The organism is Terrimonas alba (assembly GCF_042434975.1).
Lineage (GTDB): Bacteria > Bacteroidota > Bacteroidia > Chitinophagales > Chitinophagaceae > Terrimonas_B > Terrimonas_B alba.
In genome coordinates this window covers 37597-50075 of sequence record NZ_JBHMQM010000002.1, presented here as the reverse complement: position 1 = coordinate 50075, position 12479 = coordinate 37597, and the positions used below count along the sequence as shown (strand labels likewise).

The 12479-nt window shown below is 41.6% G+C and carries 11 protein-coding genes; 7 read left to right on the top strand and 4 right to left on the bottom strand.

The annotated features are described in order from the left end of the window. Entirely contained in the window at window positions 1-591 is a 591-nt protein-coding gene (locus ACFEL9_RS04960) for an RNA polymerase sigma factor (protein WP_385886670.1), read from the bottom strand. Between the two features lie 244 nt (window positions 592-835). Here ACFEL9_RS04960 and ACFEL9_RS04955 point away from each other — a divergent pair, with 244 nt between their 5' ends. The 7 genes from ACFEL9_RS04955 (at window position 836) to ACFEL9_RS04925 (ending at window position 5044) form a co-directional block, all read left to right on the top strand. Continuing rightward, window positions 836-1387, top strand: a complete 552-nt coding sequence (locus ACFEL9_RS04955; RefSeq protein WP_385886668.1) for a hypothetical protein — start codon at window positions 836-838, stop codon at window positions 1385-1387. Between the two features lie 141 nt (window positions 1388-1528). Beyond that, a complete protein-coding gene (locus tag ACFEL9_RS04950) occupies window positions 1529-2365 on the top strand; it encodes a DUF6597 domain-containing transcriptional factor (RefSeq protein ID WP_385886666.1) in 837 nt (278 codons plus the stop codon). A gap of 87 nt (window positions 2366-2452) precedes the next feature. Beyond that, window positions 2453-3091 (top strand): DinB family protein, encoded by a 639-nt coding sequence (locus ACFEL9_RS04945; RefSeq protein WP_385886664.1) that lies wholly within the window; start codon window positions 2453-2455, stop codon window positions 3089-3091. 35 nt (window positions 3092-3126) lie between these two features. Further along, window positions 3127-3570: an ester cyclase gene (locus ACFEL9_RS04940; protein WP_385886662.1), complete on the top strand. Its 444-nt coding sequence runs from the start codon at window positions 3127-3129 to the stop codon at window positions 3568-3570. A 25-nt stretch (window positions 3571-3595) separates the two neighbouring features. Beyond that, on the top strand, window positions 3596-4003 hold the full coding sequence (locus ACFEL9_RS04935; RefSeq protein ID WP_385886660.1) for a nuclear transport factor 2 family protein: 408 nt from the start codon (window positions 3596-3598) through the stop codon (window positions 4001-4003). Between the two features lie 26 nt (window positions 4004-4029). Then, window positions 4030-4386, top strand: coding sequence for a hypothetical protein (locus tag ACFEL9_RS04930; protein WP_385886658.1), 357 nt, complete (start codon window positions 4030-4032; stop codon window positions 4384-4386). Between the two features lie 241 nt (window positions 4387-4627). Continuing rightward, complete coding sequence (locus ACFEL9_RS04925) at window positions 4628-5044, top strand: DUF4293 family protein (protein WP_385886656.1); 417 nt, start codon at window positions 4628-4630, stop codon at window positions 5042-5044. Between the two features lie 158 nt (window positions 5045-5202). Here ACFEL9_RS04925 and ACFEL9_RS04920 read toward each other — a convergent pair whose 3' ends face one another. The 3 genes from ACFEL9_RS04920 to ACFEL9_RS04910 all read right to left on the bottom strand — a co-directional run bounded on the left by ACFEL9_RS04920 (window position 5203) and on the right by ACFEL9_RS04910 (window position 12341). Then, a complete protein-coding gene (locus ACFEL9_RS04920; RefSeq protein WP_385886655.1) occupies window positions 5203-7035 on the bottom strand; it encodes a T9SS type A sorting domain-containing protein in 1833 nt (610 codons plus the stop codon). 308 nt (window positions 7036-7343) lie between these two features. After that, window positions 7344-9872: a T9SS type A sorting domain-containing protein gene (locus ACFEL9_RS04915; RefSeq protein ID WP_385886653.1), complete on the bottom strand. Its 2529-nt coding sequence runs from the start codon at window positions 9870-9872 to the stop codon at window positions 7344-7346. A 399-nt stretch (window positions 9873-10271) separates the two neighbouring features. Next, window positions 10272-12341, bottom strand: a complete 2070-nt coding sequence (locus ACFEL9_RS04910; protein ID WP_385886651.1) for a beta strand repeat-containing protein — start codon at window positions 12339-12341, stop codon at window positions 10272-10274. Window positions 12342-12479: the final 138 nt, after the last annotated feature.

Genomic DNA, 12479 nt, shown 5'->3' with positions numbered 1-12479 from the left:
TTAACTAGTCCTATATAATTGGCGCAGTTTTTCCAGGCAGCGCAACCGGGTCGTTTTTACTACGTCAGCTGTTTTGTATTCAAATATGGTCGCAATTTCTTTGTCACTAAATCCGTCGGCCCAATGCTGCAGAAGCTGACGGCAGTTCTCTCCTATCTCTTTCAACTTTTGCTTTAACAGGTCAGCGTCTGTTTTATCCATCATCTCCTGGATTATCGTCTTTGCATTATCAGCCATATGCAGCAAGACTGCTGAAAGATCACCGGTACGATGCACACTGTTTTTATTAGTCGTCTTCTTGCGGACAAGGTCAACACATTTATGGTGAAAAATCTGGAAGAGCCAGGTTTTCAGGGAAGATCTGCCTTCAAAAGAATGGTCACTTATCCTGGCAATTGCTGCAATAACGGTATCAGCATAAATGGTAAAGGCTTCGTCTTCCCGGAAAGAATATTTGCGCATGGCTTGTTCAATGAAGTAAGCATATTGTGTAAAAAGTTGCTCTTCTGCTTTTTTCCGGTCAATACCGTCCTGCAATAAATTATTAATGATGTCCTGATCAGAGCGGGATGTTAGTTGGTGAAAAGGCATATACCTTTTTTGTACTCATAAGATACTGAAAAACGGGGATTAAGAAAAAACTCTTTTGCATGTTTCCCTTATCACCCTCTTATCCGACAAATATTTCAAATACACATTTTTTCGAAAAAGTGAGCCGGTTTGCCTGCCATTTGTCAACCAACTCTTTCCCCAGCCCAGGGCCCACTCTGGCAGGCGCCGGCTTTTTGAAATCATTCTTCCTCATCAAGAACCATTAACCATTAAACTTTAAAAAATGAAAAGACTATTTTTTCGCTATACAACAGGGTTCATCCCGTTTATAGTACTATGCAGTGCCCTCTGCGCCCAGGACAACCTCAATACAATATCTCCTGATCCGGGAGCAAAGGATTTAGCCTATAATGCCAAAGCTAAATCCCGCAACCTGCTCGTGCCCGAGGGCACTACATTTATCAGCATCAATGCAAAGGCTGTAAAGGATTTTAGCAAAACTTACAAGCATGCCGCAAACGCCAGTTGGTTTGAATTGAAAGACGGCTACCTTGCCAAATTCGAAAAAGATGGAGTGATAACAAAAGTTTATTATGACAGTAAAGGAAGGTTGCTTGGAAACATCCGCTCATATTTTGAAGACAAACTGGCCCGTGATATCCGTCACCAGGTGAAGAGCAGCTATTATGATCACAACATCTGTTACATTCATGAGTTAAGCGTAGGCACTCACAAGGTATACCTGGTAAAACTAGAAGGCAAAAATGATTGGAAGACAATTCGGCTCGTCGACGGCGAAATGGAAGAAACTGAGTCTTTTCAAAAAACCAAATAGCTTGACGCAATGTTTAAAAAATCAGTTCGGTCCAGGGTTAGGTTAAACAACATTAAACTTTAAACCCCGTCTTAAAATGGCGGGGCTTTTTGTTGGAAGCCTGCCTATTATTTGCGAACTTTAAAAACCAAGTTTTCTCTGATGATTTATCAGAAATTTCAACCAAACGAAATACTGTCGCAATATGTGGAATGTTATTTCGACTGGCATTCCGCTGAATTATTGGATAAAGAATTTATTGTCGAATCACCGCCCAATTGTTTTTGCTCGCTTGTTATCAACTACGGAGATTCTTATTTCCTGGAAAATAAAAAGTATGAACGTTTACCGGTGCCCGCACAGTTCGTTTGTGGTTTGTCGACGTATAGTTACAAATTATCCCTAAAAGGTAAAATCGGGATAACCGGCATTGTCTTCAAACCCGCGGCCCTGGCCACACTTTTTGGCTTAAATGCATATGAGCTAACAGAAGAACGAATCGACCTTTTCTCAGTGTTACCGCAGGATTATATAAAAAACTATGCCTGCAAAGTCAGGGAAGCAACCACGGCTGTTCAAAAAGCAAACTTACTGGAAGAGCTGCTGCTATATCATATCCGGCGGGTGAACCCACAGCCCGATTATATCGACAAAGCAGCCAACATCATCGTGGAAAGAAATGGGATGTTACAGGTAACCGATTTGCTTGCCGACAGCTGTATGTCACGAAGAACTTTTGAGCGACGATTTTTCCAAAAGGTTGGATTAAGTCCAAAATACTATGCCCGGATCAGGCGCATTGGCTATATATTTAACCTGGTAGCAGGTAAGAAAAAAGTAAACTGGCCGGAAATATTTTATGAAGGTGAGTTTTATGACCAGGCTCATTTTATCAAAGACTTTGAGGCCTTTACCGGCAGAACTCCACAACAATATTTAAAAGAAAACCTTGAGCTGGCCAATTATGTGGAGAAGCCTGTCACCCGGAAGTTGACCTAAGCCTGTCGCAATTTTACAACGGGTTGACGCAGTTTTACAATGTTTCCGCATATAGCTGATGCTACCTTAGCAGTAAATTAAACTGCTATGAAGAAAGCATTTTTCTTTTTATTACTCTTGAACTTTTCAATCGCTTATTCACAAAAACAGGACGAAGCTCTTACAATTGACCCGGAGGTGAAACAATGGACCAACAGCGACCGTCAATATCTTCTTGAAAATCTAATCCGCAGTAAAGCTGAGCTTGTAAAGGAAACGGCGGGCCTTACAAAGGAACAATGGAATTTCAAAGAAACGCCGGATAGGTGGTCTATCAACCAGGTGATTGAACATATTTCAATGTGGGAAATGCTAATTAGCCATGATATAAGCAGAGCCCTGGCTGATGGTCCAAAACCTGATCTTTCAAAAACGTCCAGGCCTGATAGCGTTTTTGTAACTTTTATCATGGAAGAGAAACCGCATATTTCGACAGATTATACCAAACCGTTTACCTATACAGTTCCCATGGGCATCAATGAAGGGAAAAACAATTTGGAATGGTTTTTAAAACTGAGAAATGAAGCGATTAGTCATCTTACAACTACAAATGACGACCTGAGAAGCTATAATCTTAAGCCTGGAAGCCCCGACATTCATCAGCGATATATCATCATTTTTGGCCATTGCGATCGCCACCTTCGTCAAATTCGAAAGATTAAACAGCATAGTAATTATCCCGGCTAGGCCGGTATTATTCAATAACCATTCAATCTTATATTATGGACACTCTCGTAAAACAACAACAAGAACTAAGTTTAAAAAACGCCTGCGTCTCTTTTATGTTTGCCTATCAGCAAAGAGACGTAGACAAGATGTTGAGCTTTTGCAACCCGGAAGGTGAAGTTTATTTCAAACCGCTTGGAGATTCGGGTAAAGGAAAAATCGGCGAGTTGGGTAAGGCTATCTGGACTTCATTGATCGATTGCTTCCCTGATATTGATAATACAGTAGATGCTGCTATAGCTGAGGATGGTGATACAGTACGCTGCCAGGTAGTGATAAGAGGTACGCAGGCGAAAGACTTTGCAGGTATTCCCAGCAAAGGAAAATCATTTGACAGCGATCATATTTTTATTTTCCGCCTGAATCCAGCTGGAAAAATTGAAAAAATAGAGATTGAATGGGATCACGCCGATTTTCAACGGCAACTGGGGGCAAACTAATTCTTCACCATTAACCATTAATCAAATGCCAACAATTACCTTATCAAAAAGCCAAATCCTTCACCAGGTAGCCAAAGACTATGTATTAAAAGGATTAGGAGGTAAAAACTTTGATGCCATCCCTTATGCCGATGATGTGGTACTAAGAGCTCCTATTTGTCCCGGCGGTTCAGCAAATCCTTTAAAGGGAAAAGAAAATTTAAGAACCCAGTGGTGGGCACCTTTACCATCCTTGCTGGGAGGCGTTGAACTCATCGAAACGTTTATCAATAGCGATGAAACGACGGCTACTGCAGAATTTCATTGTCATATTACACAACCAGCCTGTACGCTACGGATTATTGATCGGTTCATTGTAGACGAGGAAGGGAAAATAATAGAACAGGAAAACTTTTTTGATCCAAGAGATATTACGAATCCCGGCTGGAGATAATTTTCATAACATACAAATCGGTTACGATGATAAATCGAATTTGTGGGTCAATACTGTTGGCCCTGCCGGTCATCTTTTTCTCCAGGTGTACTGATGGACCTGCCAAAGGCCGGGATACAGCAGGGGGCAAAGAAAATTCCACGACCGCGCCGATCGGTGGCGCCTTGCAGGTCGTGGGCAAAACGGTCGATGGGGAGTTTATAGAAAAGGCAAAATTCAGCCAGTTCAAAATGTTTCACAATGACTTCTTTTTATTATCGAAAGATTCATCAGGTAATGAAACAATAGTCGGATCAGGCACATTTTCCTTAAATGGAAATATTTACCAGGAAACGTTCAAATACAGCAACGTACCTGAATACACTGGTGCCGCCGATTGGTAGGAATACGAATTGAAAGGAGATACATAACATCCCGCTATCCAAAATTTGAAGAAAAAAAGCGAGAGTTAAATACCAGTTTCTAACTATAATTATTTTGCCTGATCAATAAAATTTCATGTTTTGATTTTTGTCAAAAAACAATCGGTAGGATATAACGGAATATCCAAACAGGCATTATTGACTGCACCGAAAAACACCATGAAAGCATTTATGCTTATTTTTGACAGAAACAATTCATTTTATGATTCAACGGCAGCAGACACTTTGGTTATTGTTAGCGGCGGTATCTTCTTTCCTAAGTTTCAAGTTCTCTTTTTATACTGGCAATATCCTGGAAGATAATATATCACGGTTTGCCGAATTGAATGGCGGAAGTACTTTTTTTCTTTTGATTTTAACCGGTGCTTCTTTATTGATCTCAGCGATAGCTATTTTTCTGTTTAAAGACCGGAAAACACAAGTCAAACTAACCATCACCGGTACACTAGTAGCCGCGACCCTCCTGGTGCTTTATTTTCTACAGGTAAAAAAATTTACCAGTGGCAACTTTGCACTCACGGCTATTTTTGTATTTGCTATTCTTATCGGGTATATAATGGCTACAAGAGGCATATTGAAAGATGAAAAATTGGTAAAAAGTCTCGATAAATTAAGGTAAATAATTTCTCTAAGTAAAAAGGCCCAAGTTTTTAAATCAAACTTGCGGCCTTTTTTATTGCCGGCTTCCAAACTGCCCAAACTCGCTTACTGAATAAGAAAAGGGCCAGCACAACTCTGAATGGCCAGCCCTTTCTTCTCTATTGGTACTCTATACCCTCATTGAACAATGAGTGTCTTGCTTTCCCGATAGTTGTCACCGGTAATTACTAAATTATAGATGCCTGGCCTTATTGCTGAAGGCAACTTTAATGTCTTTATGGTGGAACTCCCTTTATTATTAATGATGTCGCGAAATGCGTTTTGACCAGCACTATTATATAGCATCAGGTTATAGTTACCTTCCCGAATGCTACTCAGTGAAATAATCAATTGGTTATTGGTAACGGGATTGGGGTATAAACTAATACCCTGTTTTTCTTTGTCCCTTTCTACCCGCAGCACCTTACTAAAAATGATCTTCATCGATTTTTCAATCACCTTAACCCGGTAAAAATTCAGACCAGGCAATGGATTGATATCAAAATATTGATAACTGGCTTTGTCGTCACGGTTGCTTTTGGGAAGAATTTGGGAAATGATGGAATAATCACTGCCATTTCCTGAGCGTTCGACAAAATAAGTGGCAATATCTCTCTCGGTAAGATTACTCCATTCTATAACAACGCCATTATTGTTCTCGTAAGCAATAACATGATCAAACATTACCGGTAAAGGATCATTAGCCGTTGTGATATTACCCAGTGTAAAATATTTTTCTTTTTGTGTCAGCATTACTCCCCCTGAATCTGATACTACGAAACCATTTATCCCGTCAACGCTATCTTTCGAATTGCCAATTTGTGTCCATGCTGCACCATTGGACCTGGCTACCCTTGCCGCAGAAAGATCCCTCATGCTTGAAACCGGACTGCAGTTGCTATAGGCATTCCGGTATAATGTTACAATCCCTTTGACATTCTCTCCTGCAGGAAACAATTCCCAATATTCGCAATAGCTGATATGGTGTAAGGGGGCGTTAATTGTGTTTCCCTTGTTTGTTGCAGGCAGCCTCCTATATTCCGCCTGTATAGATGCGTTTGCCCCCATAACACTAACGCCAATGGGTATTCTGCCGCCGCCAGCTCCTGCCCATCCGGTGGGGAATGTAAAAGGAGTGTTTCCTATTTTCCTCATTGGCCCCGTCACAAACGCATTCTCGTTCCCAACAGTTAACACGCCATCCTCATCAACGACAAGCATATTCTCATCTGAACTTTGGATAAACCCATTTTTTAGCATCAATTCGCCGGTGACAGTCGTCGACCTGGAAAGGGTTACTCCACCTCCCTGATTTGATCCGCTTGTATTGTCAATAGTGAGATTTTTGACTTTGACCGGTAATCCTAGCCCGGTTACCTGCTGTCCGGAACCTGAGTAAACGTATGTGGCGTTGCTGTCAAAACTTCTTTTTCCTGCAACCTTAACGGCGCCCGTTGATCCTGTCAAAGAAATGCCTTGTGCATGCGCTGTTATTAACTTAGCTTCCTTGTCAATTGTAAAGTCACCATCGCCATCCACAACTGATTCTCCAAGATTAAGAGTAGCACCCGCTGAAACAATAAAGGTGCCGTCAATTCTTGCATAAGCGTTATTAAATAGCTCCAACCCCAGATTATTGGCAATCGTCAATGAGGCACCCTTGAAAACTTTTAATGCATTGTTTTGGGAATTGTCTCCTAACAAAACCCGAGGCTCACCAGCTGTAACGCCGTGTAAAATAATTTCACCGCTACTAACAATAATTCCTTTAAAAGAATAAGCAGGTACATTGAAAATTGCAGCAGTGCCGCTATTAAATTCAAGTATATCTGTTTCCATCGGAATCCCGGATGGTGTCCATTTTGTTGCATCATTCCAATTACCATTTCCTCCATTCCAGGTACGAATTTGGGACCGGGCAGTCAAAACAAGCAGTAAAAGAAAAAATAGGGAATAAGATTTCCTTATCACTGTAAATAACGTTTATTATTACCGTGCAATGTTTTTAAAAAAGACCGACAGCTTTTTTAAAGGAGTTGGATTAACTGTAAACCTGGAGGTTATTTTAAAGGTTTAGCAGTTATCAATAAAAATTTTCAGTTACTCACCTGCTTGTAAATGGATTCGAAGGATCGGAATTCAGAAGGATTGGAGAAGATAATAACGATACCAGGCTATTTTGGCCTGATTTGAAAATAAAGCATGCTTAAGAGAGAGGGGGGTGATAAATATTAATCAATAGAGGGCCACATTGTGCGGCCCCCTATTGATAATATACATTATTGTACTATAAACATCTTGCTTTCACGATAGTCATCTCCGGTTATCACCATATTGTAAACTCCTGGCTTAATGGAAGATGGCAAATCAATAGTTTGAGTGAAATTGCTGCTCTGATTAGTTATAATTTGTTTATGAATATCCTGGCCACCAACATTTACCACACGAATATTGTATTGACCACGTTTGATATTAGACAAACTGATAGTAACCTGGTTCCCGCTTACCGGGTTTGGATATAAGCTTAAACCTTTTCCAGCTTTACCAAGGTTTACACTCAACACTTTACTGTAAACAGTTTTACCGGTAGTTTCAACTGCTTTGATACGATAGTAGTTAACACCTGCAAACGGACTTGCATCAAATGCACTGTAGTCAGCCTGGTCGTTTTGGTTACTGGTTGGCAACTGTTCAGCAATACCACTAAAGTCTCTTCCATTAGAAGAACGTTCTACGGTATAAGTAGCTACATCTTTCTCTGTTAAGTTGCTCCACTCGATTTGTACACCTGCATTTTTTTCGTACGCTCTTACATTAGCAAACACAACAGGAAGCGGGTTTGCTGCGCTGGAACTTGCCAGGGCAAAGGCATTATTAATGCCTCCACCAATAACGCCAGACTGCACAGTACCTGCAGTCAAGGTACCGGTAATTCCATCATTTCCTTTATCAGTCCAAACCGTGCCTTCTAAACGTGCAACACGCAGATCCAATGGTTGGGAAACATATGCACCGCCATTGCATGAGCTGTTAGCAGCCCATGAAAGAGTAACCCTGGCAGGGGCGTTTCCTGCAGTACGATTCATTGTCCAATATTCGCAGCCGCTAACTCTTGTAAGGCCAGTGCCGATTGTACCAACAGGTGGGGCTTCTCTAAAGAATTCTGCACGGTAAGTATTATTAGTTCCGTTTTGAGGAGTGATTCCAATCGTCCGAAGACCTCCATCAACTTTACCAACAGGGAAAGTGAAGGATTGTCCCTGTACAGTGGTCATTTTTGCCAACGGACCGTTTACGAAAGCACCATTCAGCGTCGATGCAGTTCCCGTAAATCCAACAGTTATTAAATTAGTTGCGGTAGTCGTAACATGTCCATTGGTTAGTGTTAATGCATCGCTTACCAAAAAAGATCTTGCAGCTATCACTTCACCAGTCGTAGAATTATTAATAATAAGGCTTCTCACTTGTCCTGCCGCACCACCTGTTGTGGTAAACACGCCTGTTGTAGGACCCTGGAACTCATAGTCGGCTGCACTCGAAAAAATTCTGCTGATACGGATCGAACCCGTACCACCCAATCCAGCGGGATTCGAAGTAATGATTTTACCACCGGCATTTAATGTAAATAATCCAGCGCCTCCATTTAAAATAGAAGTGCCGAAGTCAACCTTTGCGTCAGGATTAATATTAAAATCAATAGTTTGAGCAATCACACCGTCTTCGGTCTTTGTAAAGGATTGTACAGCTGTGCCTGCAAAATTGATGACGCCTTTTCCTGCTCCATTCTCAGTGATCCTTCCACCGGTAAGTGAAAAATCACCCATAACGTTGATCGTACCTATGCCTCCAAGAGCCGCATAGATACCTGCGAAAAGGTCGCCGCCTGTAATTGAAACATCTCCGCTAACATTCAAGGTTCTTGATGTAGGAACTGGAAGTCCTGCCACAGTATTGTCGGTTCCGATTGCAAAATTACCTCCGCTTTGATTGAAGTTACCGACGCTCAAATTTTCCTGGTCCATCTGTAAACGGGATTCACCTGTATTCACTACGGAAAACGTGCCTGCTACGGACATTCCCGCAGCTGCAAGCCTTGCAACTCTTTTTTGTCCGGGAGCATCCCACACAAAATTGCCAAATGCCCTGTTTAGGAACCGGGGAGCGTCAAATATCATACCTGTGATTCTGACAGTTGATTCAGGATCAAAGTTGGCATCAGGAATATCTCCTTCGTCTTCAGCATGTATATAGGTACTTCCTGACAGGAAAAGAAGCCGTGTTTCTGTCCCGGTTACCAATCCCCTGTTCTCGATGATACCGCTAACTGAAGTGCTTACAGCATTAAAATCGGTTTCGTACGATGTACCGAAGTTGATGATAAAGGTTCCGGCAATAGATGCTTTAACAAACTGATCAACCTGTAAATGAATACTAATTCCATTTGGATATACACCATTACCCAATGTGAGAACAGAGCCGCCTTCTACTCTAAAGTCTGTCACATTAGGACCGTCCTGAATTGTAATGGTATTAGCACTTGAGGTGTTCTGAAGTGTTACGGTGGAGGTATTGGCGATAGTCAGCCCACCAAGAGTGATTGTTGGTACATTTAATACGGTTCGGGTAGTACCGTCGTCAAATACTACAAGATCACCTGTTTGAGGAACACCCGGGGCGCCTACGCCTGTTTCCCAGTTAATAGCCGAAGTCCATAATCCGTTATCTGGTCCCACCCATCTGCGGGTTGTTTGTGACCATAAAGTCGTTGTAGCCAAAACCATGGCCAAACCAAAGTAAATTTTTTTCATCGCTCAGAGTTTTAGGTTATAGAGAATAAGAGTTCACAATCCGGGGATTTGCACGGGGAGGATCTGTGATCTTTAAACAGGAGTTGGATGAAAAAGCACTGGTTAGATATCAGTATAGTAGTTTGCACAACGGCCCTATGCCTGCACCAGTTCTTGTCACAATAAAGTTTTTAGGATTTGGGTACGGAATTCAGAAGAATGTGGATAGTTGAGGATGTGTTACAGATAACACTGAACAAATCTATATTCCCATTTTCAATTCTGCAACTATTTCAGGATTTTTTTTAAAAAATAATATTTCAGTACCTGATGTAATGCTAAGTTGAGTTGAACCATTAGTTAATTATAAAAAGAAACCGGCTAATTTAGCCGGTTCTTTTGGTCCTCTATTTGTACACTTTATTGAACAATGAACATTTTGCTTTCACGATAAGTGTCTCCAATGATTAACATATTATAGACACCCGGCTTAATGGCAGAAGGCAATTCCAGTGTCTGAGTCAACGTATTGCTGTTTGCATTGATGGCTTGTCTGTATACATCTTGTCCGGCTGTATTTAAAACCCTCAGGCTATATTGACCATTTTTCACGTTGGAAAGACTAATGGTAACCTGGTTGCCGGTTACCGGGTTTGGATACAATCTTAAAGCCTGACCTGATTTACCAAGGCTTACACTTAAAACCTGGCTGTAAACAACTTTACCAGAAACCTCTACTGCTTTAATGCGATAGTAATTAACTCCGGTATTAGGGGTAGCATCGAAAGCACTGTAGTCAGCTTTGTCATTTTGGTTGCTAGCGGGTAGCTGGGTAGTAATGCTGCTGAAATCGCTGCCATTTACAGAGCGTTCAACAGAGTAAGAAGCTACATCTTTCTCTGTCAGATTGCTCCACTCTACCTGTACACCTTTATTCTTTTCATAAGCTTTTACATTGGCATATACTACAGGAAGTGGGTTAGCTGCAGCATCAGTAGTACCTAAAGCAAATGGGCTAAAAGTGTTCACAGATCCCCAGGTTACTGATCCTACTGCTGGTGTTCCCGCTCCAAAGCCGGTGCTGGCTGCATCCCATTGAGTACCGTTATAATGAACAGCTCTCATCGACTGTACATCTGAAATATAAGTTCCACCACAAGGACTATTAGCATTCCAATGCAGGATAAGGCTGATGGCAGTAGTACCGGCGCTTCTATCCAATGTCCAATATTCGCATGAGCTTATGGCCTGGATGCCAGCCGCAGTGATGTTGGTACGATTAGGAGCTGTTGCACGAATATATTCTGCCGTAAAGGTATTACCCACACCTGCAACCGCACCGATTTCAATCGGTACAAAGCCATTTGCTTTTCCAACCGGGAAAACAAATGCATCGTTACCAATTTTTCTTACTGGTCCGTGTACGTAAGAAGTCGTTGCTGCGTTGGTAGCAACTAAGGAAGAAGTAGCGTCGTCGTTAAATATTAATAAGTTGGTAGCATCAGTTGTTACGACACCGCTTGTAAAGGTTGCGGATCCTGTTACAGTTACAGGTTTACTTAAAGTAATACCACCATTTGTATTTGCAAAAGTTACTGCACTAAAGGTAGTAGCCTGTGAACCACCAATGGATTGTGCAGCAGCGCCGTTAAATGTTACTCCAGCAGCTCCTTGTACAAAAGTGCCGTTATTGATCCAATTACCACCAATGCTCAAGGGTTTATTACTACTTCCCTGAACTGTTGTCCCTGCTTCGATAGTCAAATCTCCGGCCAGGAGAATTGATCCGGCGCCACCAGCATTCGGAAATGACTTAGTAGCATTACCAGATAAAGTCAGGTTATCATAATTACCCGGAAAAATATCCTGGCTACCAGTTCCGTTATATTCTACTGATGACACGGCGCCAGCAGTAAAATTATCAATCGAGTTACCCCCATTATTTGCTACGGCACCACTTATTTTCAAGGTACCATTTACTGTTAAATTATAATTTGTTTGAGTATTACCGGCTCCTCCGCTCACAGAACCTGTTTGTACAGTCAATCCCGTGCCAATCACAAATGCTGCGATGTCACCATTTGTACCGTTAATAGTTAAGGCACCGGTATTGATGCTACCTGCACCCGAAACTGTAGAAGTTTGGTTTGTGAGAGCGGCGCTTGCCAATGTAGTTGTTGTAACCGGCGCAGCAACCGAAAGATCATTATCAGCACCTACAGTCAGTGCATTCAAGGTCAAAGCACCAGTGCCGGAGATATTAGAAGAACCTGTGTTAGCAGTTGTTAATGTAGTAAAGGAACGGGCAACATCCATGTTTAATGTCCCGCCTGCATTAATAACTATGGCAGTATTGGCCGTAATATTACTGGCATCCAGAGTTTGACCATTGTTAATAGTTGTTTGCGCAAAACTTGTTGCTGTAAAAAACACACCTGCGAAAAACAGGCTCACTTTTACGTGTACGGAGTTGAGTAGATTTGTTTTCATTGTTCAAAGTTTTATTTAGAGTATAGAGAACACGAGTACGACAACATAGAATTTGGATCGGGCAAAACATGGACATATCGCTATCTTCAGATATCAATCAACAGTTCAAAACCTGGAACTGCCTCAATAAACTATTTA